General features: G+C 59.8%; 22 protein-coding genes. 13 read left to right on the forward strand and 9 right to left on the reverse strand.

Annotation, left to right across the window (positions count from 1 at the left end):
* Positions 1–26 precede the first annotated feature (26 nt).
* Genes hypE through hypA form a run of 5 tightly spaced genes read right to left on the reverse strand, consistent with a single transcriptional unit; the run spans position 27 to position 3,641 of the window.
* Positions 27–1,037 carry a hydrogenase expression/formation protein HypE gene (gene hypE, locus AC2CGP_RS17440; protein WP_015703266.1) on the reverse strand — a complete coding sequence of 337 codons (1,011 nt, stop codon included), beginning with the start codon at positions 1,035–1,037 and terminating at the stop codon, positions 27–29.
* Entirely contained in the window at positions 1,034–2,155 is a 1,122-nt protein-coding gene (gene hypD, locus AC2CGP_RS17445; RefSeq protein ID WP_015703265.1) for a hydrogenase formation protein HypD, read from the reverse strand. The genes hypE and hypD overlap by 4 nt, the downstream gene beginning before the upstream one ends.
* Positions 2,155–2,427, reverse strand: coding sequence for a HypC/HybG/HupF family hydrogenase formation chaperone (locus AC2CGP_RS17450; protein WP_047040582.1), 273 nt, complete (start codon positions 2,425–2,427; stop codon positions 2,155–2,157). Before AC2CGP_RS17450 ends, hypD begins: the two co-directional genes overlap by 1 nt.
* Positions 2,418–3,290: a hydrogenase nickel incorporation protein HypB gene (gene hypB, locus AC2CGP_RS17455; RefSeq protein ID WP_047040585.1), complete on the reverse strand. Its 873-nt coding sequence runs from the start codon at positions 3,288–3,290 to the stop codon at positions 2,418–2,420. The genes AC2CGP_RS17450 and hypB overlap by 10 nt, the downstream gene beginning before the upstream one ends.
* A 6-nt stretch (positions 3,291–3,296) precedes the next feature.
* The gene (hypA, locus tag AC2CGP_RS17460) at positions 3,297–3,641 is read right to left on the reverse strand and encodes a hydrogenase maturation nickel metallochaperone HypA (RefSeq protein ID WP_015370023.1); all 345 of its coding nucleotides are present in this window, start codon (positions 3,639–3,641) and stop codon (positions 3,297–3,299) included.
* 212 nt (positions 3,642–3,853) lie between these two features.
* Here hypA and hycA point away from each other — a divergent pair, with 212 nt between their 5' ends.
* The 9 genes from hycA (at position 3,854) to hycI (ending at position 11,679) form a co-directional block, all read left to right on the forward strand.
* A complete protein-coding gene (gene hycA, locus AC2CGP_RS17465) occupies positions 3,854–4,303 on the forward strand; it encodes a formate hydrogenlyase regulator HycA (RefSeq protein ID WP_015703262.1) in 450 nt (149 codons plus the stop codon).
* A gap of 82 nt (positions 4,304–4,385) precedes the next feature.
* Positions 4,386–4,994 carry a 4Fe-4S dicluster domain-containing protein gene (locus AC2CGP_RS17470; RefSeq protein WP_015370025.1) on the forward strand — a complete coding sequence of 203 codons (609 nt, stop codon included), beginning with the start codon at positions 4,386–4,388 and terminating at the stop codon, positions 4,992–4,994.
* Positions 4,991–6,817 (forward strand): formate hydrogenlyase subunit 3, encoded by a 1,827-nt coding sequence (gene hycC, locus AC2CGP_RS17475; protein WP_015703261.1) that lies wholly within the window; start codon positions 4,991–4,993, stop codon positions 6,815–6,817. Before AC2CGP_RS17470 ends, hycC begins: the two co-directional genes overlap by 4 nt.
* A gap of 2 nt (positions 6,818–6,819) precedes the next feature.
* Entirely contained in the window at positions 6,820–7,743 is a 924-nt protein-coding gene (locus AC2CGP_RS17480) for a respiratory chain complex I subunit 1 family protein (protein ID WP_047040588.1), read from the forward strand.
* Positions 7,744–7,759: 16 nt separating this feature from the next.
* Complete coding sequence (hycE, locus tag AC2CGP_RS17485; RefSeq protein ID WP_015370028.1) at positions 7,760–9,469, forward strand: formate hydrogenlyase subunit HycE; 1,710 nt, start codon at positions 7,760–7,762, stop codon at positions 9,467–9,469.
* A 9-nt stretch (positions 9,470–9,478) separates the two neighbouring features.
* Positions 9,479–10,021, forward strand: a complete 543-nt coding sequence (locus AC2CGP_RS17490; RefSeq protein ID WP_015370029.1) for a formate hydrogenlyase complex iron-sulfur subunit — start codon at positions 9,479–9,481, stop codon at positions 10,019–10,021.
* Positions 10,021–10,788: an NADH-quinone oxidoreductase subunit B family protein gene (locus AC2CGP_RS17495; protein WP_015703259.1), complete on the forward strand. Its 768-nt coding sequence runs from the start codon at positions 10,021–10,023 to the stop codon at positions 10,786–10,788. Before AC2CGP_RS17490 ends, AC2CGP_RS17495 begins: the two co-directional genes overlap by 1 nt.
* A complete protein-coding gene (locus AC2CGP_RS17500; RefSeq protein ID WP_047053758.1) occupies positions 10,785–11,195 on the forward strand; it encodes a formate hydrogenlyase maturation HycH family protein in 411 nt (136 codons plus the stop codon). The genes AC2CGP_RS17495 and AC2CGP_RS17500 overlap by 4 nt, the downstream gene beginning before the upstream one ends.
* Positions 11,188–11,679, forward strand: coding sequence for a hydrogenase maturation peptidase HycI (gene hycI, locus AC2CGP_RS17505; RefSeq protein WP_047053759.1), 492 nt, complete (start codon positions 11,188–11,190; stop codon positions 11,677–11,679). The genes AC2CGP_RS17500 and hycI overlap by 8 nt, the downstream gene beginning before the upstream one ends.
* 375 nt (positions 11,680–12,054) lie before the next feature.
* Here hycI and AC2CGP_RS17510 read toward each other — a convergent pair whose 3' ends face one another.
* Positions 12,055–13,479 carry a 6-phospho-beta-glucosidase gene (locus AC2CGP_RS17510; RefSeq protein ID WP_163312561.1) on the reverse strand — a complete coding sequence of 475 codons (1,425 nt, stop codon included), beginning with the start codon at positions 13,477–13,479 and terminating at the stop codon, positions 12,055–12,057.
* Positions 13,480–13,505: 26 nt separating this feature from the next.
* Positions 13,506–14,942: a PTS cellobiose/arbutin/salicin transporter subunit IIBC gene (ascF, locus tag AC2CGP_RS17515; protein ID WP_015703257.1), complete on the reverse strand. Its 1,437-nt coding sequence runs from the start codon at positions 14,940–14,942 to the stop codon at positions 13,506–13,508.
* A gap of 267 nt (positions 14,943–15,209) precedes the next feature.
* Here ascF and AC2CGP_RS17520 point away from each other — a divergent pair, with 267 nt between their 5' ends.
* The 4 genes from AC2CGP_RS17520 (at position 15,210) to AC2CGP_RS17535 (ending at position 20,137) form a co-directional block, all read left to right on the forward strand.
* Complete coding sequence (locus AC2CGP_RS17520) at positions 15,210–16,223, forward strand: LacI family DNA-binding transcriptional regulator (protein ID WP_015370035.1); 1,014 nt, start codon at positions 15,210–15,212, stop codon at positions 16,221–16,223.
* A 134-nt stretch (positions 16,224–16,357) separates the two neighbouring features.
* Positions 16,358–16,885, forward strand: coding sequence for an electron transport protein HydN (gene hydN / locus AC2CGP_RS17525; protein ID WP_015370036.1), 528 nt, complete (start codon positions 16,358–16,360; stop codon positions 16,883–16,885).
* 8 nt (positions 16,886–16,893) lie between these two features.
* Positions 16,894–19,122, forward strand: coding sequence for a carbamoyltransferase HypF (gene hypF / locus AC2CGP_RS17530; RefSeq protein WP_475702459.1), 2,229 nt, complete (start codon positions 16,894–16,896; stop codon positions 19,120–19,122).
* Between the two features lies 1 nt (position 19,123).
* Positions 19,124–20,137: a HoxN/HupN/NixA family nickel/cobalt transporter gene (locus tag AC2CGP_RS17535; protein WP_032723253.1), complete on the forward strand. Its 1,014-nt coding sequence runs from the start codon at positions 19,124–19,126 to the stop codon at positions 20,135–20,137.
* A gap of 201 nt (positions 20,138–20,338) precedes the next feature.
* On the opposite strand, the gene norW is transcribed toward AC2CGP_RS17535, so the two are convergent.
* Together norW and norV are read right to left on the reverse strand one after the other, a co-directional pair.
* Complete coding sequence (gene norW / locus AC2CGP_RS17540; RefSeq protein ID WP_032712394.1) at positions 20,339–21,472, reverse strand: NADH:flavorubredoxin reductase NorW; 1,134 nt, start codon at positions 21,470–21,472, stop codon at positions 20,339–20,341.
* Positions 21,469–22,917, reverse strand: coding sequence for an anaerobic nitric oxide reductase flavorubredoxin (norV, locus tag AC2CGP_RS17545; protein WP_063421828.1), 1,449 nt, complete (start codon positions 22,915–22,917; stop codon positions 21,469–21,471). The genes norW and norV overlap by 4 nt, the downstream gene beginning before the upstream one ends.
* Positions 22,918–23,026: the final 109 nt, after the last annotated feature.

Genomic DNA, 23,026 nt, shown 5'->3' on the forward strand with positions numbered 1-23,026 from the left:
GCCACAATCCGGGGTGGGTTCAATGGTTAACAAATTCTCGGCAGCGGTTCGGCGTGGGGAAGATCGAGCGTACGTTTAACGCCATATAACCCGACAGAGCGCACGCCGGCGCGCTCGACAACGTCGCCAATTATCGCGGCATTCTGTCCGAGCGGGTGAGACCGTAAATGCTCAAGTACGCGCGGCGCGGCTTCTCTGGCGACGGCAATCACCAGTTTACCTTCGTTGGCGAAATTCAGGGCGTCCAGCCCCAGCAGTTCGCAGACGCCGCGCACCGTATCGTTGACCGGCAGCTTCGCTTCATGCAGTTCGATACCGCAGCCGCTGGCGGCGGCGAACTCGTGCGCCACCGCGTTGACGCCGCCGCGGGTGGCGTCGCGTAGCGCTTTAATGCCCGGAATCTCGCGCAGGGTCTGGATAAGCGGCGTCAGCACCGCGCAGTCGCTGGATAACGCGCCGTCCAGCCCCAGCTGTTCGCGCAGGTTAAGAATGGTGGCGCCGTGATCGCCGAGCGTGCCGCTGACCAGCAGCACATCGCCGGCGCTAATCTGCTGCGCTCCCCAGTGAATATCGCCGGGGATGGCGCCAATACCGGCGGTATTGATGAATATTTTATCTGCCGCGCCGCGCGGCACCACTTTGGTATCGCCGGTCACAATGGCAATCCCGGCCTGCTGAGCGGTAGTTGCCATGCTGCGCACCACCGCTTCCAGCGTCGCCATCTCCAGCCCCTCTTCGAGGATAAACCCGCAGGAGAGATAGCGTGGCACGGCGCCGCTGACCGCCACGTCGTTGGCGGTGCCGCAGACCGCCAGCTTGCCGATATCGCCGCCGGGGAAAAACAGTGGGTCAATAACGTAGCTGTCCGTTGAGAAGGCCAGCCGATCGCCCTGGGCGGCAAGCCCGGCGAGATCTAAACGCGCCTGATCTTCCTGTTCGGCCAGCCAGGGGTTGGCGAAGGCCTGCATAAACAGCTCGCCAATGAGTTGCTGCATCGCCTGACCGCCGCTACCGTGAGCTAACTGAATGCTTTTCATGCTTTATTTTCCTGACTGCGATATTGATACCAGGCGGCGCAGGCGCCCTCTGAGGAGACCATCAGCGCGCCAAAGGCGCTCTGTGGATTGCAGACGCGGCCAAACAGCGGGCACTGGTGTGGTTTACAACGCCCGGTCAGCACTTCACCGCAGCGGGCGCGCGGGTCGTCGCAAACGCGCTGCGGCGCCGGGCGGAAATGGGCCTCGGCGTCAAAGCGTTGATAATCTGGCGTCAGGCAAACGCCGGAATCGTTGATCGTCCCCAGGCCGCGCCATTCGCTATCGCCGCTCAGGCAAAAGACTTCGGCGATTGCCGCCTGCGCCAGCGCGTTACCGGCATCCGGCACCACGCGACGGTACTGATTCTCTACCTGACTGCGCTGCGCTATTTTCTGCTCAACCAGCATGATCACGCCTTGCAGTAGATCAACTGGTTCAAATCCAGCAACGACTAATGGCCGATGATAGTCGCTGGCGATGAAACCGTAGGCATCAGTACCAATCACCATACTGACGTGGCCGGGGGCGAGAAACGCATCGATACCGTTGTCCGGCTGGTCCAGCAGGCTGCGCAGCGTTGGCAGTAGGGTGATGTGCTGACAGAAAAAGTAGAAGTTGCCGACGTTGCGCTCGCGGGCCTGACGCAGCGTCAGCGCGGTGGCGGGCATGGTGGTTTCAAAACCGAGACCGAAAAACACCACCTCGCGCTGCGGATTCTGCTGCGCCAGCCGCAGGGCGTCCATCGGCGAGTAAACGATTCGCACATCGGCGCCGCGACTCTTCGCCTGCAGCAGCGACCCGTTTTTTCCCGGCACGCGCATTGCATCGCCAAAGGTGCAGAAAATCACTCCCGGACGGCTGGCTATCTCGATACACGCATCAATGCGGCCCATCGGCAGAACGCACACCGGGCAGCCGGGGCCGTGAATAAATTCAATATTGTTCGGTAATAGCTGGTCGAGGCCGAATTTGAAGATGGCGTGGGTATGGCCGCCGCAGACCTCCATCATCCGCAGCGGGCGGGCTTCACTGTAGTCCAGCAGCCGGGCGCGCTGCTGCAGATGTTCGACCAGCTGCAGCACCTGCTCCGGCGCGCGGTATTCATCAACAAAACGCATTATCGCTCCTCGCCGTATAGCAACGCGCCGACGTCCGGTTCAACCTCGAACATGTTTTGCAGCGCGTCGAGGGTATCGCGCGCTTCGGCTTCGTTAATCACGCTCATGGCGAACCCGACGTGGACCAGCACCCACTGGCCGATGCGTGGCTGGCCCTGTTCATCGACGGCGCCGACCAGGGTCAGATCGACTTCGCGCTGAATGCCGCACACTTCCACCTTCGCCATCGCGCCGTCAATCGTGCTAATTTGCCCCGGAATGCCTATGCACATCGCTGCGTCTCCAGCCAGTTAAGCCACTGGTCCATGCCTTCGCCGCTGGTGGCGGAGAGCAAAATAATCTCGATATGCGGATTCACTTCCCGCGCGCAGGCGAGGCACTTCTCGACGTCAAAGTTGAGGTACGGCAGCAGGTCGACTTTGTTGAGCAGCATCAGGCTGGCGGCGGCAAACATATGCGGATACTTCAGCGGTTTATCTTCTCCTTCGGTGACCGACAGCACCGCCACTTTATGGCGTTCGCCAAGATCGAAGCTGGCCGGGCAGACCAGGTTACCGACGTTTTCGATAAACAGAATGCCGTTATCGCCAGCCGGCAGGCGCGCAGAGGCGTCGGCAATCATTTGCGCATCGAGATGGCAGCCCTTGCCGGTATTGACCTGAATCGCCGGCGTGCCGGTGGCGCGGATGCGCGCGGCATCGTTGACCGTCTGCTGATCGCCTTCAATGACCGCGCAGTCGACGATGCCTTTCAGGTGGATCAGAGTTTCGGTGAGCAGGGTGGTTTTACCGGAGCCGGGACTGGAGACCAGATTTAGCACCAGTTGGTTATTCGCCGCGAAGCGCGCGCGGTTGCGCGCCGCCAGGCGGTTGTTTTTATCCAGCACGTCGATTTCGACTTCCAGCATCCGCCGCTGGCTCTGGCCCGGCGCGTGGGTACCGGCTTCGCCGTGGCCGTAATGCAGATCGCCTTGCGCGCTGCGGGTCGGGGAGAAGTTATCGGTTTTCACGCCGGTGATGGTCATGGTCTGGCGCGGGGCGGGGGCGAAGGGGGCGCTGCGAAACGCCGAGTGCGGGTTATGTTCATCGCCTTCGATATAAAGGTTGCCTTCTCCGCAGCCGCATGTCGTACACATAATCTTTTACTCCAATTCTAAACGCTGAATCTGTAAGCCATCATCCGCCACGATCTGCAACTGGTCGTTATCGCAGTGCGGGCAGCGGCGGACGTGCTGAGAGACAAGATGCACATACTGCTGACAGCGTTCACACCAGCATTCGGCCTGTTGCTCGGCAATGTGCAGCGCGCAGCCTTCCGCCAGCGTGCCGCGGCACACCAGTTCAAAACAGAAGGTGAGGGCGCTGGCCTCCACGCAGGAAAACGCGCCAACCTTCAGCCACACGCCGGTGACCCGGCGTGCGCCGTTTTGCCGCGCCTGTTGCTCAATAATTTCCAGCGCCCGCTGGCTTAGCGTGATTTCGTGCATATTGGCCTCCGTTAATACTATGGCGGCTATATGCAATAACGATGCCAGGAGACCATAAACGGTGGGGGAACTGTCGATGACGACGACGTGCGGCTGTCATCGACATGTCGTGATGGTGCGTGGTTTTATAATAATTCCTTTAAATTCAAATAAATAAATTTTGGCATGGAAAATGCTTAACCGGTGCATCTCATGTAACGGGAGGATCCGGGATGACAATTTGGGAATTAAGTGAAAAGGCGGACTACATCGCCGATCGTCACCGCCAGCATCAGGAGCAGTGGCACACCTACTGCAACTCGCTGGTTCAGGGCATCACCCTGTCGAAAGCGCGTCTGCATCACGCGATGAGCTGCGCGCCGGACAAAGAGCTGTGCTTCGTGCTGTTCGGCCACTTTCAGGTATATGTCGCGCTGGCGGAAGGCTTTAACAGCCACACCATCGAATACTACGTAGAAAGCAAAAATGGCGATGACAAACGGCTGATCGCCCAGGCGACGCTGGATGCGGAAGGCGTAATTGACGGTCGCATCAGTAACCGTTCCCGCGAAGCGGTGCTGGAACACTACCTGGCGATCATCGCCACCGTCTATGACCGCCTGTATGAGGCCATGGAGCGTGACCAGCCGGTGGATTTAAACCATCTGGCGCAGGTCCATTAATTATGAAGTGTCGACAAGTGTCGAAACCGACACCTGCGCGGCCTGATTTCGTCAAAAGTGACTTTCACCCGAGGATGACCCGGTGAACCGTTTTGTAATTGCTGATTCCAGCGTCTGTATCGGCTGCCGCACCTGCGAAGCCGCCTGTTCCGAGACGCACCGCCAGTATGGCCTGCAAAGTATGCCGCGCCTGCAGGTCATGCGTAATGAAAAAGAGTCTGCGCCGCAGATGTGCCACCACTGTGAAGACGCGCCTTGCGCCGCGGTGTGTCCGGTCAACGCCATTACTCGCGTTGACGGCGCGGTACAGCTGAATGAAAGCCTGTGCGTGAGCTGCAAACTGTGCGGCATCGCCTGCCCGTTCGGCGCGATTGAATTCTCCGGCAGCCGCCCGTTGGATATTCCCGCCAACGCTAACACGCCGATGGCGCCCGCCGCGCCGCCGGCTCCGGCCCGCGTCAGCTCGCTGCTCGATTGGGTGCCTGGCGTTCGCGCTATCGCCGTGAAATGCGACCTCTGCCACTTTGATGAGCAGGGCCCGGCGTGCGTGCGGACCTGTCCGACCAAAGCCTTAGTGCTGGTGGATATTCGCGACATAGCTAAGTCCAGCAAGCGTAAGCGTGAACTGACCTTTAATACCGACCTCGGCGATTTGTCGCTGTTTCAGGCGCAACAAGGGGGCGTGAAATGAGCGTGGTTGCATTAGTGAATCAGGCGGTTGCCTGGTATACCGCCAGCGCGGTGCTGGCGTTTTTATTTAGTCTGCGTAAACCGCTGAGCGGCGCGATTGCCGGGATCGGCGGCGCGGTTGCCAGCGCGATGTTAATCGTCGCTGGCTTTTCGGCGCTGATCGCGCCGGAGCGGATCAACGGCGGCATGCTGCAGTATCTGCATCTGGCGATGCGGGTGGGCGGGATTAACGCTCTGTGGCTGTTGGCTATCGGCCTGTCGGCGCTGCCGATTTCGCTGTTTAACATTTCCTGGCATCGTCATCCGCAGGTCAAATCCAACGGCCTGCTGGTTAATCTGCTGCTGGCTGCCGCCACCTGCGCGGTGGTGGTGACTAACTTTGGCAGTCTGGTGGTGATGGCGGAAATCATGGCGCTGTGCGCCGCGTTCCTTACCGGCTGCGCGCAGTCCGGCAAACTGTGGTTTGCGCTGGGGCGTCTCGGTACCCTGCTGCTGGCGTGGACCTGCTGGCTGGTGTGGTCGTTCTACGGCACTCTCGATCTGGCGGCGATTAGCCAGTTGGCCGCTGGCGCGCCGCAGAACATGGCGCTGTGGCTGCCGGGTCTGCTCGGTTTTGCCCTGCTCGCAGGGGTGATCCCGCTGCACGGCTGGGCGCCGCAGGCGCATGCGGGCGCCAGCGCCCCGGCCGCCGCGCTGTTTTCTACAGTGGTGATGAAGGTCGGTCTGTACGGCATCTTGACCGTGTCGCTGGCCGGTAGCGTGCCACCGCTGTGGTGGGGCGTGCTGCTGCTGGTGTTGGGAATGATTACCGCCTTTATCGGCGGGCTGTACGCGCTGATGGAACATAATATCCAGCGCCTGCTGGCTTACCACACCCTGGAAAACATCGGCATTATTCTGCTTGGCCTCGGCGCGTTCGTCACCGGTATTGCTACCGGCAATAATGCGCTGATGGTGCTGGGCTTTATCGGCGGCATGTACCACCTGATCAACCACAGCCTGTTCAAAACCACGCTGTTCCTTGGTGCGGGGGCGGTGTGGTTCCGTACCGGGCATCGCGATATCGAGAAGCTGGGCGGCATCGGTAAAAAAATGCCGCTGATTTCACTCGCCATGCTGGTGGGGCTGATGGCGATGGCCGCGCTGCCGCCGCTGAACGGCTTTGCCGGCGAATGGGTTATCTATCAATCCTTCTTCAAGCTGAGCACCGGCGAGGTGTTTATCGGCCGTCTGCTGGGGCCGCTGCTGGCGGTTGGCCTGGCGATTACCGGGGCGCTGGCGGTGATGTGTATGGCCAAAGTCTACGGCGTCACCTTCCTCGGCGCGCCGCGCAGTAAAGAGGCGGAAAACGCCACCTGCGCGCCCTGGCTGATGACCTTAAGCGTGGTGCTGGCCGCCGCGTGCTGCGTCATCGGCGGCGTGGCGGCGCCATGGTTGTTGCCGCTGGTCGGCCACGTTATTCCGGTTCCTGCGCAGGCCACAAGCGTCGTGTCGCAGCCGCTGATCGCCATTCTGCTGATTGCCTGTCCGCTGCTGCCGTTCCTGCTGATGATCTTCTTCAAAGGCGACCGCCTGCCGGCGCGCTCGCGCGGCGCGGCGTGGGTCTGCGGCTACGACCATGAACAAGCGATGGTGGTCACCGCCCACGGCTTCGCCATGCCGGTGAAAGAAGCCTTTGCGCCGCTGCTGAAGCTGCGTCACTGGTTGAATCCGGTACGGCTGGTGCCCGGCTGGCAGAATGCCGCCGCGCCCGCCTTGCTGCGCGGCGTGGCGCTGATCGAACTGGCGGTACTGGTGGTGATTGTGATTTCGCGAGGAGCCTGAGAGTGAACCTATTCGTTGCATTAATACAGGCGCTGGTACTGTTTGCCGTCGCGCCGCTGCTGTCCGGCCTGACCCGCGTTACCCGCGCGCGCCTGCATAACCGCCGCGGGCCGGGGGTACTGCAGGAGTATCGGGATATCCTGAAACTGCTGGGTCGCCAGAGCGTGGGCCCGGACGCTTCCGGCTGGGTATTCCGCCTGACGCCGTTTGTGATGGTTGGCGTGATGCTGACCATCGCCGCCGCGCTGCCGGTGGTGACCGTAGATTCACCGCTGCCGGGGCTGGGCGACCTGATTACGCTTATCTATCTGTTCGCCATCGCCCGCTTCTTCTTCGCCATTTCCGGCCTGGATACCGGCAGTCCGTTCACCGCCATCGGCAGCAGTCGTGAAGCGATGCTCGGCGTGCTGGTCGAACCGATCCTGCTGCTTGGGCTGTGGGTCGCGGCGCAGGTTGCCGGCTCCACCCATATTAGCGCGATTACCGATACCGTTTACCACTGGCCCGCCGAGCGCAGCATCCCGCTGATCCTGGCGCTGTGCGCCTGCGCTTTCGCCACCTTTATCGAAATGGGCAAGCTGCCGTTCGATTTAGCCGAGGCCGAACAGGAACTGCAGGAAGGGCCGCTTTCCGAGTACAGCGGCAGCGGTTTCGCGGTGCTGAAGTGGGGCATCAGCCTGAAACAGCTGGTGGTGCTGCAGATGTTCGTCGGCGTATTTATCCCGTGGGGACAGATGACCAGTTTTAGCGCGCCAGGCCTGCTGCTGGCGCTGGTGGTCGCCATCGTCAAGCTGGTGGCGGGAGTGCTGATTATCGCGCTGTTCGAAAACAGCATGGCGCGTCTGCGCTTTTGTGCCACCTCCCGCGTTACCTGGGCCGGGTTTGGTTTCGCCTTTTTAGCTTTCGTCTCCTTGCTGGTGGCGTGATTAAGAGAATTTGAGCATGTCTGAAGAAAAAATCGGTCAACACTATCTTGCGGCGCTGCACCAGGCCTTTCCTGGCGTGGTGCTGGATGAAGCCTGGCAGACCAAAGATCAGCTTACCGTCACCGTGAAGGTTAACTACCTGCCGGAAGTGGTCGAGTTCCTGTACTACAAGCAGGGGGGCTGGCTGTCGGTACTGTTCGGCAACGACGAACGTAAGTTGAACGGCCACTACGCGGTTTACTACGTGCTGTCGATGGAGCAGGGCACTAAATGCTGGATCACCGTGCGCGTGGAAGTCGACGCTAACAAACCGGAATATCCGTCGGTGACCCCGCGCGTGCCGGCGGCGGTATGGGGTGAACGCGAAGTACGCGATATGTACGGTCTGGTGCCGGTGGGCTTGCCGGACGAGCGCCGCCTGGTGCTGCCGGATGACTGGCCGGATGAACTCTATCCGCTGCGTAAAGACAGCATGGACTACCGCCAGCGCCCGGCGCCGACCACCGACGCGGAGACCTACGAGTTCATTAACGAGCTCGGCAGTAAGAAAAACAACGTGGTGCCGATTGGCCCGCTGCACGTCACCTCCGATGAGCCTGGACACTTCCGTCTGTTTGTCGACGGCGAGAACATTATCGACGCCGATTACCGCCTGTTCTATGTCCACCGCGGCATGGAAAAGCTGGCGGAAACCCGCATGGGCTACAACGAAGTGACGTTCCTGTCGGACCGGGTATGCGGCATCTGCGGCTTCGCCCACAGTACCGCCTATACCACCTCGGTGGAAAACGCGATGGGCATCGTGGTGCCGGAGCGCGCGCAGATGATCCGCGCCATTCTGCTGGAAGTAGAACGCCTGCACTCGCACCTGCTGAACCTTGGCCTGGCCTGCCACTTCACCGGTTTTGACTCCGGTTTTATGCAGTTCTTCCGCGTGCGCGAAACCTCAATGAAGATGGCGGAGATCCTCACGGGCGCGCGTAAAACCTACGGTATGAACCTGATCGGCGGGATTCGCCGCGATCTGCTGAAAGAGGACATGATCCAGACCCGCCAGCTGGCGCAGCAGATGCGCCGCGATGTGCAGGAGCTGGTGGATATGTTGCTCAGCACGCCGAACATGGAACAGCGCACCGTCGGTATTGGCCGTCTGGATCCAGAAATCGCCCGCGACTTCAGTAACGTCGGCCCGATGGTCCGCGCCAGCGGCCACGCCCGCGATACTCGCGCCGATCACCCGTTCGTTGGTTACGGTCTGCTGCCGATGGAAGTTCACAGCGAGCAGGGCTGCGACGTGATTTCCCGCCTCAAGGTGCGTATCAACGAAGTTTATACCGCGCTGAATATGATTGATTTCGGTCTCGACAATCTGCCCGGCGGCCCGCTGATGGTGGATGGCTTCACCTATATTCCGCACCGCTTCGCGCTGGGCTTCTCGGAAGCGCCGCGCGGCGACGATATCCACTGGAGCATGACCGGCGACAACCAAAAGCTGTACCGCTGGCGCTGCCGTGCGGCGACCTACGCCAACTGGCCGACCCTGCGCTATATGCTGCGAGGCAACACCGTCTCCGACGCGCCACTGATTATTGGCAGCCTCGACCCTTGCTACTCCTGTACCGACCGCATGACGGTGGTCGATGTACGTAAGAAGAAAAGCAAAGTGGTGCCGTACAAAGAGCTGGAGCGCTACAGCATCGAGCGTAAAAACTCGCCGCTGAAATAAGGAATCGCCATGTTTACCTTTATCAAAAAAGTCATCAAGACCGGCACCGCAACCCACTCCTATCCGCTGGAGCCGATGCCGGTGGATAAAAACTTCCGCGGCAAACCGGAACACAATCCTCAGCAGTGCATCGGCTGTGCGGCCTGCGTGAATGCCTGTCCGTCTAACGCCCTGACGGTAGAGACCGATCTGGCGACTAACCAGCTGGCGTGGCAGTTCAACCTCGGACGCTGCATTTTCTGCGGCCGCTGTGAAGAAGTTTGCCCGACGGCGGCGATTAAGCTGTCGCAGGAGTATGAACTGGCGGTGTGGAAAAAAGAGGATTTCCTCCAGCAGTCGCGCTTTGCCATCTGTCACTGTCGGGTCTGCGAACGGCCTTTCGCGGTACAAAAAGAGATCGACTACGCTATCGCGCTGCTTAAGCACAACGGCGATACCCGCGCCGAACTGCATCGCGAAAGTTTTGAGACCTGCCCGGAATGCAAGCGTCAGAAATGCCTGGTGCCATCCGATCGTATTGAACTGACTCGCCACATGAGGGAGGCCAGCTGATGAGCAATTTATTAGGCCCGCGCGATGAAAACGGCATTCCGCTGCCGATGTCGGTGGATGAATCCATCGCCAGCATGAAGGCCTCGCTGCTGAAAAAAATCAAACGTTCCGCCTACGTTTACCGCGTCGACTGCGGCGGCTGTAACGGCTGCGAAATCGAGATTTTCGCCACCCTTTCGCCGCTTTTCGATGCCGAACGCTTCGGGATTAAAGTAGTGCCGTCGCCGCGCCATGCCGATATTCTGCTGTTTACCGGCGCGGTGACCCGCGCGATGCGTTCGCCGGCGCTGCGCGCCTGGCAATCGGCGCCGGATCCGAAAATCTGCATCTCTTACGGCGCCTGCGGCAACAGCGGCGGTATCTTCCACGATCTGTATTGCGTATGGGGCGGCACCGACAAAATCGTGCCGGTCGATGTCTATATTCCGGGCTGTCCGCCGACGCCTGCCGCCACGCTGTACGGTTTTGCGATGGCGCTTGGTCTGCTGGAGCAAAAAATCCATGCCCGCCAGCCGGGCGAGCTTGACGACCAGCCAACCGAATTGCTGCATCCCAACATGGTGCAGCCGCTGCGGGTGCGTATCGATCGCGAAGCGCGCCGTCTGGCCGGCTATCGCTATGGCCGCCAGATCGCCGACGACTATATGCGTCTACTGGGGCAGGGCGATAACCAGGTACTGCGCTGGCTGGAGGCGGAGAAAGATCCGCGTCTGACCGAGATCGTCACGCACCTGAATCAGGTGGTCGAGGGGGCGCGTATCCGATGAGCGAGACGGTGGTGTTCAGTCAGCTGAGCCGTAAATTTATTGATGAGAACGACGCGACGCCGGATCAGGCGCAGCAGGTGGTCTATTACAGCCTGGCGATTGGCCACCACCTCGGCGTCATTGACTGCCTGGAGGCGGCGTTAAGCTGCCCGTGGGAGGACTATCTGGCGTGGATCGGTACGCTGGAAGCGGGCAGCGCCGCGCGGCGCAAAATGGAAGGCGTACCGAAGTATGGCGAGATCGTTATCGACAGCAATCACGTGGCGATGCTGGCTAACGCCTTTGATAAAGCGCAGCCCGCGCAGACCCCGCAGCAGCAGGCGTGGAGTAAAACCCTGCTCAGCATGCTGCACGATATTCACCAGGAAAGCGCCATCTATCTGATGGTGAGGAGACTACGTGACTGACGTTTTACTGTGTGTCGGCAACAGCATGATGGGCGATGACGGCGCAGGCCCGTTGCTGGCGGAGATGTGCGCGGACAATCCGGTCGGCGGCTGGGTGGTGATTGACGGCGGCAGCGCGCCGGAAAACGATATCGTCGCCATTCGCGAGCTGCGCCCGACCCGGCTACTGATTGTCGATGCGACCGATATGGGGCTCAACCCCGGCGAAATCCGCATTGTTGACCCGGAAGATATCGCCGAGATGTTTATGATGACCACCCACAATATGCCGCTTAACTATCTTATCGATCAGTTAAAAGAGGATGTTGGCGAGGTGATTTTTGTGGGCATTCAGCCCGATATAGTCGGTTTCTATTACCCGATGACTCAGCCTGTTAAGGATGCCGTCGCGACGTTATATGCGCGGCTTGATGGCTGGCAGGGGCAGGGCGGTTTTGCCGCGCTGGAAGCGGCCGAGGAGCAGGCGTTCCCCGGCTTGCGCTAATGCTTCGCCGGGCTATAAATGGTACGGACCGTTGATATTGTTATCGTTTTGCAACCGTTTGGGTCCGGGAAAAACACGTGTTTTGTGTTAATTCAGAGCACATTGCGCTCCCGATATTTTTTCTGCGTTATGGCTCTCATGGCGCAGGGAGCGCACAGAGGGCGGCCAGTCGCCGCCGCCCTCTGTACTCCCGGGCTCTGGCCGCCAAAATCGCCACTTCGTGGTTCCTTCGACTTATCCCGGCAGGCCGGGAACGTCTCAGCGATTTTGAGGCCACCAACACCGGCAGTTTCAGCCAGCGTGGTGAATAAAATAACGGCAGGCCGTATGGACCGTAGGCCGGGTAAGGCGTAAGCCGCCACCCGGCAATACCGGCTATTCCAGATCCGCCCCGTTGCTGGCGATGACCTTCTTATACCACCAGAACGATTTCTTGCGCTTGCGCGCAAGCGTGCCGTTACCGGCATCGTCGCGATCGACGTACACGAAACCGTAGCGCTTGCTCATCTCGCCGGTGGAGGCGGAGACCAAATCGATACAGCCCCAGCTGGTATAGCCGATGACCGGAATGCCGTCATCGATGGCGTCGTGCATCGCCTTGATATGCTCGCGCAGATAGCTAATGCGGTAGTCGTCGTTGATTTCGCCGTTGGCGTCAATTTCATCGCGCGCGCCGAGCCCGTTTTCCACGAGGAATAGCGGTTTCTGATAGCGGTCATACATCATGTTCATGGTGATGCGCAGGCCGAGCGGATCGATGCCCCAGCCCCATTCGCTGGCCGCAATGTACGGATTCTTCAGCGACTTGACGATATTGGCGGCGTTGGTATTGCTGGCGTTCATCTCCGCTGACGCGCAGCGCGAGGCGTAATAGCTAAAGGAGACAAAATCAACGGTGTTTTTGAGGATTTCGTCGTCGCCCGGCTGTTTGGCAATAGTGACGCCTTTCTCGCGGAATACCCGCGCGGCCCACACCGGATACGCGCCGCGTGCCTGCACATCGATAAAGAACAGGTTTTCACGATCTTTTTCCAACGCCATCCAGACATCTTCCGGCTTACAGGAATAGGGGTAGAAATTACCGCCCGCCAGCATGCAGCCGACCTGGTTTTGCGGGTTAACCTGATGGGCTATTTTTGTCGCCAGCGCGCTGGCCACCAGCTCGTGATGTGCGGCCTGGTATTTCACCTGTTCCTGATTTTCTCCCTCCTCAAATACCAGACCGGCGCCGGAGTAGGGACTATGCAGCATAATGTTGATTTCATTGAAGGTGAGCCAGTATTTCACCAGTCCGTCAAACGCTTCAAAACAGGTGCGCGCATAGTGGCTGAAAAAATCGACCATCTTCCGGTTACGCCAGGAGCCATATTCCGTCACCAGATGCATCGGTACATCAAAGTGGCACAGGGTGACCAGCGGTTCGATCCCGTACTTTCTGCACTCTTCAAACATCGCACGATAGAAGGCGATACCTTCCGGGTTTGGCTGTTGTTCATCGCCGCGCGGGAACAGTCGGCTCCAGGCGATAGAGGTGCGGAAGACGCTAAACCCCATCTCCGCCATCAGGGCGATATCCTCTTTATAGCGATGGTAAAAATCGATCGCCACGTGACTTGGATAAAATTCGTCTTCGCGAAGCGTAAATCGCTTCTCCTGACCCAGCTTCACCGCCAGGCGATGGGTGCCGTGCGGAATAGTATCAACGGTCGTCAGCCCTTTGCCGCCTTCAAGATAAGCGCCTTCAGACTGGTTGGCGGCCAGAGCGCCGCCCCATAAAAATCCGTGTGGAAAACTCGACATGCGTTACCTCGCGTTCAAAAAAGTGTTCAGGCGTGAGTGGCCGCGCCCTGGCGCTGTCTGGCGTCGGCAGCGGCATTTTCTACCGGGATATCTTCAAAACCGAGCAGCAGCGTCAGCACAAAGGAGAGCACCACCGACAGCGCCATCACGCCAAAGACCCAAACGATAGTCATCGGATTGGCCGGATCGAAAAACTGGACGCTGGTGAACAGCCCCGGTGCCGCCATCGAATGGCTGGCCAGCCCGGCGATTCCTGCCACCGCGCCGCAAATAAAGCCGCTGATTAAGCTGGCGACCAGCGGGCGTTTCAGACGTACCGCCACGCCGTACAGCGCCGGTTCGGAAATCCCGGCCAGAATCGCCGATGCCGCCGCCGCTAATGCGGTCTGGCGTAGCTCCGGGTTTTTGGTTTTCCACGCCACCGCCAGCGACGATCCGCCCAGCGACAGGTTGGCGCCGATTTCCGATGGCATCACCATGCCCTCTTTGCCGGTTTCAGCGATGGTTTGAATGATGGTTGGCGTAAAGACGCGGTGCATCCCGGTCATCACCAGCAGCGGCCAGAGTCCGCCCATGATCGCCACCGACAGCCAGCCGAGATAGCTATGGATCGTGTACACCAGCGCGGAGATCGCGCTGCCGATCCAGATACCGAGCGGGCCAATCAGCAGGATCGCCAGCGGCGCGGCAATCAGCACGATCAGCATCGGTTTAAGGAAGTTTTTCGTCACCGCCGGGGTGATGCGATCGACCCAACGTTCGATATAAGAGAGACACCAGGTCATCACCAGCGCCGGGATCACCGTGTAGGTGTATTTCACCGCGGTAACCGGAATGAAGGCGAACTCAACGTGTTCTCCCTGCGCGGCTTTAGCCATTAATTCGATGAATCCCGGATGCACCAGCACCCCGGCGATAGCGATAGCCAGCGACATATTGGTTTTGAATTTTACCGCCGCGGAAGCGGCAACCATCAGCGGCAGGAAGAAGAACGCGCCGTCGCCGATAAGCGTCAGAATGGTCAGCGTCGGAGAGCCTTTTGGCAACGCGCCGCTCATCTCCAGGATCATCGCCAGCAGTTTGACCATCGATCCGCCGATAATCGCCGGGATCAGCGGCGACATGGTGCCGATCAGCGCATCAAGGATCCCGGCGCCGACGCGTTTTAAGGTCAGCGGCGGTTTCCCCTGCGGCTCCGCCGGGCGCAACTCGCCGGGCAGCAGATTCAGCACCTCGCGATACGCCTGCGAGACGGTATTGCCGATGATCACCTGACATTGGTTATCGCTACGCACGACGCCAAGTACCCCTTGCAGCGCTTTCAGCGCCGGGGCGTCCACGCGTTGGTTATCTTTCACCACGAAGCGCAGGCGGGTCATGCAGTGGGTCACGGCAACGACATTATCTGCGCCGCCGAGCGCCGTCAGGATCTGGTTCGCCAGGGCTGCATAATTTTTAGACATCGGATTTTATCCTGTTTTATCAATAGGGTACTGATTACACGCCAGCGCCTGACGGCGGCTATGCGCGGTATATGCATAGGAAACCGGTTCCACAAAATCATGATGAGTTTCATTGAGTCATACAAGAACTAAAAAAATCACTTTGCAAATTTGTGATTTTGATCGCTTTGTGGGCAGGGGCAGAGCAACATCAGGGCGATGCCGACTGCTGAAAAACGGCGAGACGTGCAGTACACTGCAGGCAACTTAAGTTACAGGAAGAACCCCATGGCAACGATGCTGGAGGTTGCGAAGCGCGCGGGAGTATCAAAGGCGACCGTGTCGCGGGTGCTGTCGGGCAACGGCTATGTCAGCCAGGAAACCAAAGACCGGGTGTTTCAGGCAATTGCCGAAAGCGGTTATCGGCCGAATCTGCTGGCGCGTAATCTGGCGACTAAAAAAAGCCAGACTATCGGACTGGTGGTAACCAACACCCTTTATCACGGCGTTTATTTCAGCGAGCTGCTGTTTCACGTGGCGCGGCTGACGGAAGATCAGGGGCGGCAGCTGATCCTGGCCGACGGCAAACACAGCGCGCAAGAGGAGCGTGAGGCGATTCAGTATCTGCTCGATATGCGCTGTGATGCGATCATCATCTATCCGCGCTTTCTTAGCGTCGATGAGATGGATGAGATAATCGACAATCATGAGCAGCCGATCGTGGTGCTGAACCGTCGCCTGCGCCGCCACGCCAGCCACTGCGTATGGTCCGATCACAAAGCCTCGGCGCGGATGGCGGTTGAAAAGTTAATTGCCAGCGGGCATCGCGACATTGCGTTTATCACCGGTTCGCTGGATTCGCCTACCGGGGTTGAGCGTCTCTCTGGTTATAAAGACGCGCTGGCAGGACTGGGGCTTCCCGTGCGGCAAGAACTGATCGTTGAAGGGCGCTGGACGCCACAAACCGGAGCCGCCGCTGTCGAAGCGCTCTGCCAACGCGGCGTCAGTTTCAGCGCGCTGGTCGCCAGTAATGACGACATGGCGATCGGCGCGATTAAGCAACTGCACCAGCAGGGGATCGCGGTGCCGCAGCAGGTATCGGTGATCGGTTTCGATGACATCGCGCTGGCGCCGTATGTGATCCCTTCGCTCTCCAGCGTTAAAATTCCGGTCACCGAAATGATGAAAGAGAGCATCAACAGGCTGATCTTTATGCTCGACGGCGGCGAATTTAAATATCAGCAAACTTTCCCCGGCGAGCTGATTGAACGCGAGTCGTTGGCGCGCGGCCCGCATGCCTGATGTCGTCATCTGTCATCGTCAGTTGTGACGATGACAGCGGAGTTTAATTTAATTCTCTTATATTTCAATAAAATAAAAGTTGGAACGTATTATGCATAATCCGGCGCGTTAACTTCTTTCCGCTGGAGAAATGGATGAACCGTTTCATTATCGCCGATGCGAGCAAATGCATCGGCTGCCGCACCTGTGAAGTGGCCTGCGTGGTCTCTCATCAGGAAAATCAGGATTGCGCCGCGCTGACGCCGCAGTCGTTCTTGCCGCGTATTCACGTGATCAAAGGCGTCAATGTGTCGACGGCGACGGCCTGTCGTCAATGTGAAGACGCGCCATGCGCCAACGTCTGCCCGAACGGCGCCATCAGCCGTGATAAAGGTTTTGTCCACGTGATGCAGGAGCGCTGCATCGGCTGTAAAACCTGCGTCGTGGCCTGCCCGTATGGGGCGATGGAAGTGGTTGTGCGCCCGGTCGTTCGCCACAGCGGCGCCGGGTTGAACGTCATGGCGGAAAAAGCCGAAGCCAACAAGTGCGACCTGTGCCACCAGCGCGATAGCGGTCCGGCCTGCATTGAAGCCTGCCCGACCCACGCGCTGGTTTGCGTCGACCGCAACAAGCTTGAGCAGATGAACCTCGAAAAACGTCGCCGTACGGCGCTGGCCTGGTAATACGCCGCATGAACGGGGTGCAAATCCGCATTCGCGGCAAAGTGCAGGGGGTGGGTTTCCGCCCCTTCGTCTGGCAACTGGCGCGGCAAATGGCGCGCGGCGGCGATGTCTGTAACGACGGCAACGGCGTGCTGGTCAGGCTGATCGGCGACGACGGTGGCTTTTCTGCCGCGTTGGCTCGTCACTGCCCGCCGCTGGCGCGCATTGACAGCACCGACTGCACCCCGTTTCACTGGCACAGGCTTCCTCAGGATTTCACCATTCGCCACAGCGGCGGTGGCAGTATGCGTACGCAGATTGTTCCCGATGCCGCAACCTGCCCGGCGTGCCTGGCGGAGATGAACGATCCGCAAGAACGCCGCTACCGCTACCCCTTTATCAACTGTACCCACTGTGGGCCGCGCTTCACCATTATTCGCGCCATGCCATACGATCGCCCCTTTACCGCGATGGCGCCGTTCCCGCTGTGTCCGCGCTGCGCTGCCGAGTACCGGGAGCCTGCCGATCGCCGTTTTCACGCCCAGCCGGTGGCCTGTGCCGATTGCGGCCCACAGCTGGAGTGGCGGGCGGGAACGCTAACGCTATTCGCTGAAGCGGCGCTGCAGGCGGCCATCGTGCGGCTGGCGGCAGGCGATATTGTGGCGATAAAAGGGATTGGCGGTTTTCATCTGGCCTGCGATGCCGGCAATAGCGTGGCGGTGGCAGCGCTGCGCGCGCGTAAACGGCGCCCGGCAAAACCGCTGGCGGTAATGCTGCCGACGGCAATGGGGTTACCCGCCGCGGCGGCAACGCTGCTGCGCTCGCCTGCCGCGCCGATTGTATTGCTGGCTAAAGCGCAGGTTCCCGGCCTGTGTGACGAGATTGCGCCAGGGCTTGCGGAAGTCGGGGTGATGCTGCCGTCTAATCCGCTGCAGCATTTACTTCTGCAGGCGCTGGCGCGCCCGATAGTGATGACCTCCGGCAACCTCAGCGGCCGCCCTCCGGCATTGAGTAATCACGAAGCGCTCACCGACTTAGCCGCTATCGCCGACGGTTTTCTGCTACATAATCGCGATATCGTGCAGCGTATGGACGATTCGCTGGTGCGCTCAAGCGGTGAGATGCTGCGCCGCGCCCGAGGCTACGTGCCGGATGCGCTGCCGCTGCCGCCGGGCCTGGATAATATTCCGCCGCTGCTGGCGCTGGGGGCGGATATGAAAAATACCTTCTGTCTGGCGCGCGGCGACGAGGCGGTGCTGAGCCAGCATTTTGGCGATCTCGGCGAGGAGGGCGTCGAGCAACAGTGGCGCAGTGCGCTGCGGTTAATGCAGAGCATTTATGCATTTGCGCCGCAGCGGGTGGCGGTTGACGCCCATCCCGGCTATCGCTCGACACAGTGGGCGGCGTCAATGTCGTTACCGGTCGAGCCGGTACTGCATCACCATGCCCACGCGGCGGCTTGCCTGGCGGAACACCGCTGGCCGCTCGACGGCGGCGATGTGATTGCCCTGACCCTTGATGGCATCGGGATGGGGGAAAACGGCGCGCTGTGGGGCGGCGAATGCCTGCGGGTGAACTACCGCGAATGCGAACATCTTGGCGGCCTCCCGGCCGTCGCGCTGCCGGGCGGCGATCTGGCGGCGCGCCAGCCGTGGCGAAATTTGTTGGCCCAGTGCCTGGCATTTATTCCCGACTGGCAGTCATACCCGCAAACCGCCGCGCTGGGGCAGCGAAACTGGCCGCTGTTGGCGCAGGCCATCGAACGCGGCATTAATTCGCCGCGAGCCTCTTCCTGCGGACGGCTGTTTGATGCCGTCGCCTGCGCGCTGGATTGCGCGCCGGAGAGCCTGAGCTACGAAGGCGAGGCGGCCTGTCGGCTGGAGGCGCTGGCCGCCAGCTGTCCGGGCGTCAGCCATCCGATCACGCTGCCCTGGCGCGGCGGCGAGCTGGATTTAGCCACCTTCTGGCGACAGTGGTTGCGCTGGCAGGCGACGCCCGCGCAGAAAGCCTGGGCCTTTCATGATGCGCTGGCCTGCGGGCTGGCGGCGCTGGCGCGTGACCGCGCCGCTTCCCGCGGGATCGAGACGATCGTTTGTAGCGGCGGCGTACTGCATAATCAGCTGCTCGCCGCCCGCCTCAGTGATTACCTTTCTGATTTTACTTTGCTTTTGCCGCAGCAGCTTCCTGCTGGCGATGGCGCGATCGCCTACGGTCAGGCGGTGGTGGCCGCCGCCCGCTGGCAGTCTCAAAGGATTTAAGATGATAACGATGATTTTACGCCAACAGCCGCGTGCGGCGGCGCTGGTTCTGGGACTTATCGCCGCGAACGCCCTGGCCTGGCTATGGGCGTTTCAGGCGTTTGGCGACAGCGGGGCATTGATGGCCGCCAGTCTGCTGGCCTGGGGTTACGGCCTGCGCCATGCGGTCGACGCCGATCATATTGCGGCGATTGATAACGTCACCCGCAAAATGATGCAGCAGGGGCGGCGGCCGTTTGGCGTCGGGGCATGGTTCTCGCTAGGGCATTCGTCGATCGTGGTGCTGGCGTCGGCGGCGATCGCCGCGACGGCCACCGCCTTCAGCCAGCAGATGAGCTGGCTACACGATACCGGCAGCGTGATTGGCACTGCGGTATCGGCGCTGTTTCTGCTGGCAATGGCGCTGGTCAATCTGGTGATTTTGCGCAGCGTGTGGCGCAGCTTCCAGGCGTGGAAGCGCGGTGAAAAGGTCAGCGACGAAATCGTCAGCGGCGGCGGCATGATGAGCTGGCTGTTTGGCAAAACCTTCCGGCTGATAAGCCGCAGCTGGCAGATGTATCTGGTGGGCTTTTTGTTCGGTCTCGGCTTTGATACCGCCACCGAAATCGGCGTGCTGGGTATTTCCGCCGCCGGCGCGTCGAGCGGCATTTCGATTTGGTCGATAATGGTCTTCCCGGCGCTGTTCGCCAGCGGCATGGCGCTGGTGGATACGCTTGATAATGTGTTGATGGTCGGCGCCTACGGTTGGGCGTTCAGCAAGCCGCAGCGCAAGCTCTATTACAATATGACCATCACCGGCACCTCGGTGGTGGTGGCGCTGTTTATCGGCGGCCTGGAGGCGCTGGGGCTGTTAATGGATAAGTTCGCCCTAAGCGGCGGGGTGTGGCGCTGGGTAGGGGCGTTAAACGATAACCTCGGCGATGCCGGGTTTGTGGTGGTGGGGTTGTTCGTCGTTTGTTGGGCGCTGTCGGTGCTTAATTATCGCTGGCGCGGCTACGATAATCTGGCGCGCTAGCCGGGATATTTTCCCGGCTTGCGCTGCGCTTAGCCGAGCTACCAAGAGTGCCCCGGCCTTCCGGGAACGTCTCAGCGATTTTGAGGCCACCAACAGCGGCAGTTTCAGCCCGCATGGTGAATAAATTAAAGGCAGGCCGCACGGACCGTAGGCCGGGTAAGCGTAGCGCCACCCGGCAAAACAGGGTCGCCTGGACGGTAATCACCTCACCAGTTGCTTGAGCAGCGCAAAGGCTTCCTTCATTTTGTCTTCACTCACCACAAAGGCCCGCAGCTGGTTTTCGGCATCCACGCCTTTCGCCACCAGCCCCTCTTTGGCGGCCACGATATTCCACGTCAGATCGTCGCGGCGGGTGTCGCCGGCCAGATGCAGCGGCAGATCCGGCGTTTTCACTTTCACCAGCATTGGCGGCAAGGTGAGCTCGCCCGTTTGCGCCAGCAGGTTTTTACTCAGGCACATGGCGCTGAGTAAAATCGGCTGCAGGAACGGCAGTACCGTACCGTTGATTTCCGCACAGTCGCCGAGCGCATAAATCGCCGGGTCGCTGGTTTGCAGTTGATTATTGACCACCACGCCGCGGTTAATCTGCAATCCGGCATGGCGCGCCAGCGACGTTTCCGGGCGCAGGCCGGCGGCGGCCACCACCGCATCGACGGTTATCGCGCGCTGGCGATCGAGACTGACGCGAATGCCGTCGGCGGTTTGCTCTAACCCCTCAAGCTGCGCCTTGAGCATCAGATGTACGCCCATCTCGGTAAGCCGATGCTGCAGGCGGCTGCTGGCCTCCGGCGGCATCAGCGCCGCCAGCACGCTGGCTGAATTGTCGACTACCGTTACCGCTTTACCGGCGCGGCAGAAATCCATCGCCAGTTCACAGCCAATCAGGCCGCCGCCGACGATCAGCACGCGCTTCGCGTCGTGCAGCTGGCTCTGCGCCGCGCCATATTCGCGCTGGCTGTTCAGCGTCAGCATCAGCTCGCGTCCCGGCACCGGCGGGATAAACGGCGTCGCGCCGGTGGCCAGCACCAGTTTGTCGTAGCGCCACTGGTTATCCTGGCTCTTCACTAACCGGTTTTCGGCGTCGATATCGCTTACCCAGGTATGGGGAAACAGACGCAGATTGTACTGCTCGGCGAACTCGCCGGCGCTTTGCAGGGTCAGATCGTCGGCCTTCTGCCCGCGGCTGATGACATGGCTGAGGTCCGGTTTGTTGTACTCATCCATGCTATCGGCGGCGATTAACGTCAGCGGGATTTGCGTATCCTGCTTACGGATATTTTTCACCAGCTGGCGGGCCGCGAAGCCCGAGCCGATGATGACGATGCCATCACTCATTTTGCCTCCGTCGCCAGTACGTCAAAGACATCTTTGCCAAGAGAACACTCAGGGCAGAGGAAATTGTCCGGCACTTCATTCCACGGCGTACCCGGCTGTACATCCTGGTTAGGTTCGCCTTTCGCCGGGTCATAGACCCACTGGCACACGCTGCACTGCATCATGGGACCGAGGTCAGCGGCCGCGGCGGCGGCGCAGACGCAATCCTGTGGTTCCGGCGTTGTCGCTGCTTCAGCAACCGGCAGCGGAGAGAGGGCCCACTGGCGGGCGATGTCGCGTCCGTGTTGGCGGCACAGTTCCAGCGCGTCGATATCCGGGCGCCATTTGGCTTTCAGGCTCAGCGACATCTCAAAACCGGCATCCTGCAGGCGGGTGGACAGGCGGTCTACCGCGCCGCCGCTCCAGCCGTGTGAGCCAAAGGCGCTGGCGCGTTTATTGCGAAAACGCAACCCGGTCATCTCTTCCACCAGCCCGGCGATTTTCGGCATCATCACGTTGTTCATGGTGGAGGTGCCCACCAGCACGCCTTTCGAGCGGAAAACATTGGTGAGAATGTCGTTTTTGTCGCTGCGGGCGACGTTGAAGATTTTTACCGCTACCCGCGGGTCGACTTCAGTGATCCCCTGAGCGATGGCGTCCGCCATCATGCGGGTGTTATTGGACATGGTGTCGTAGAAGAGGGTGATACGATCTTCCTGGTAATCCGCCGCCCACTCGAGGTATTTCTCGACGATTTGCGTCGGGTTATCGCGCCAGACCACGCCGTGGGAGGTGGCAATCATATCCACCGGCAGGTTGAAGCCGAGGATTTCGGTAATTTTCGGCGTCACCAGGCGGCTGAAGGGCGTCAGGATGTTGGCGTAGTAGCGCTGGCACTGTTCGTACAGTTCAATCTGGTCCACTTCATCGTTGAACAGGTGTTCGTCGCAGTAGTGCTGGCCGAAGGCGTCGTTGCTGAACAGCACCGCGTCGCCGGTCAGGTAGGTCATCATGCTGTCAGGCCAGTGCAGCATCGGCGTTTCCACGAAGATCAGCTGTTTATCATTACCGATATCGAGAGTATCGCCGGTTTTCACCACGTGGAAGTTCCACTCCGGATGATGATGGTGGCCGTTGATCGAGTCGATGGCGTTGGCGGTGCAGTAAATCGGCGTATCCGGGATCTGCATCATCAGTTCGGTCAGCGCGCCGGCATGGTCCTCTTCGGCGTGGTTAATGACGATATAGTCGAGGTCAGCCAGATCGATTTCGCTGCGCAGGTTCTGCACGAACTCGCGGCTGAATTTATGATCGACGGTATCAATCAGCACGTTTTTCTCTTCGCGGATGAGATAGCTGTTGTAGCTGCTGCCGCGCAGCGTTTTATATTCGGTACCGTGGAAATCACGCACTTCCCAATCGCGTTGGCCAACCCAAAGAATGTTATTTTTAACCGCAATAGACATAGCAACCTCAATCAATACAGTGTGTTTAAACTCAGTTGATTGGCTTATATCAAGTTGCGTGCCAACTTTTTAATTCATTGATAATTAGCTATTTTTAATTTTTTCTGAT

This window comes from Klebsiella sp. SYXHC3, from assembly GCF_057196925.1.

Bases quoted from the DNA above. Each gene is read 5' to 3' on its own strand.
- hycE (WP_015370028.1), top strand. From the start codon at position 7,760: ATGTCTGAAGAAAAAATCGGTCAACACTATCTTGCGGCGCTGCACCAG.
- hypA (WP_015370023.1), bottom strand. From the start codon at position 3,641: ATGCACGAAATCACGCTAAGCCAGCGGGCGCTGGAAATTATTGAGCAA.
- norV (WP_063421828.1), bottom strand. From the start codon at position 22,917: ATGTCTATTGCGGTTAAAAATAACATTCTTTGGGTTGGCCAACGCGAT.
- AC2CGP_RS17490 (WP_015370029.1), top strand. From the start codon at position 9,479: ATGTTTACCTTTATCAAAAAAGTCATCAAGACCGGCACCGCAACCCAC.
- AC2CGP_RS17520 (WP_015370035.1), top strand. From the start codon at position 15,210: ATGGCAACGATGCTGGAGGTTGCGAAGCGCGCGGGAGTATCAAAGGCG.
- AC2CGP_RS17535 (WP_032723253.1), top strand. From the start codon at position 19,124: ATGATAACGATGATTTTACGCCAACAGCCGCGTGCGGCGGCGCTGGTT.
- hypF (WP_475702459.1), top strand. From the start codon at position 16,894: ATGAACGGGGTGCAAATCCGCATTCGCGGCAAAGTGCAGGGGGTGGGT.
- AC2CGP_RS17510 (WP_163312561.1), bottom strand. From the start codon at position 13,479: ATGTCGAGTTTTCCACACGGATTTTTATGGGGCGGCGCTCTGGCCGCC.
- hypD (WP_015703265.1), bottom strand. From the start codon at position 2,155: ATGCGTTTTGTTGATGAATACCGCGCGCCGGAGCAGGTGCTGCAGCTG.
- hycC (WP_015703261.1), top strand. From the start codon at position 4,991: ATGAGCGTGGTTGCATTAGTGAATCAGGCGGTTGCCTGGTATACCGCC.
- AC2CGP_RS17450 (WP_047040582.1), bottom strand. From the start codon at position 2,427: ATGTGCATAGGCATTCCGGGGCAAATTAGCACGATTGACGGCGCGATG.
- hycA (WP_015703262.1), top strand. From the start codon at position 3,854: ATGACAATTTGGGAATTAAGTGAAAAGGCGGACTACATCGCCGATCGT.
- hypE (WP_015703266.1), bottom strand. From the start codon at position 1,037: ATGAAAAGCATTCAGTTAGCTCACGGTAGCGGCGGTCAGGCGATGCAG.
- AC2CGP_RS17495 (WP_015703259.1), top strand. From the start codon at position 10,021: ATGAGCAATTTATTAGGCCCGCGCGATGAAAACGGCATTCCGCTGCCG.
- AC2CGP_RS17500 (WP_047053758.1), top strand. From the start codon at position 10,785: ATGAGCGAGACGGTGGTGTTCAGTCAGCTGAGCCGTAAATTTATTGAT.
- norW (WP_032712394.1), bottom strand. From the start codon at position 21,472: ATGAGTGATGGCATCGTCATCATCGGCTCGGGCTTCGCGGCCCGCCAG.
- ascF (WP_015703257.1), bottom strand. From the start codon at position 14,942: ATGTCTAAAAATTATGCAGCCCTGGCGAACCAGATCCTGACGGCGCTC.
- hypB (WP_047040585.1), bottom strand. From the start codon at position 3,290: ATGTGTACGACATGCGGCTGCGGAGAAGGCAACCTTTATATCGAAGGC.
- hydN (WP_015370036.1), top strand. From the start codon at position 16,358: ATGAACCGTTTCATTATCGCCGATGCGAGCAAATGCATCGGCTGCCGC.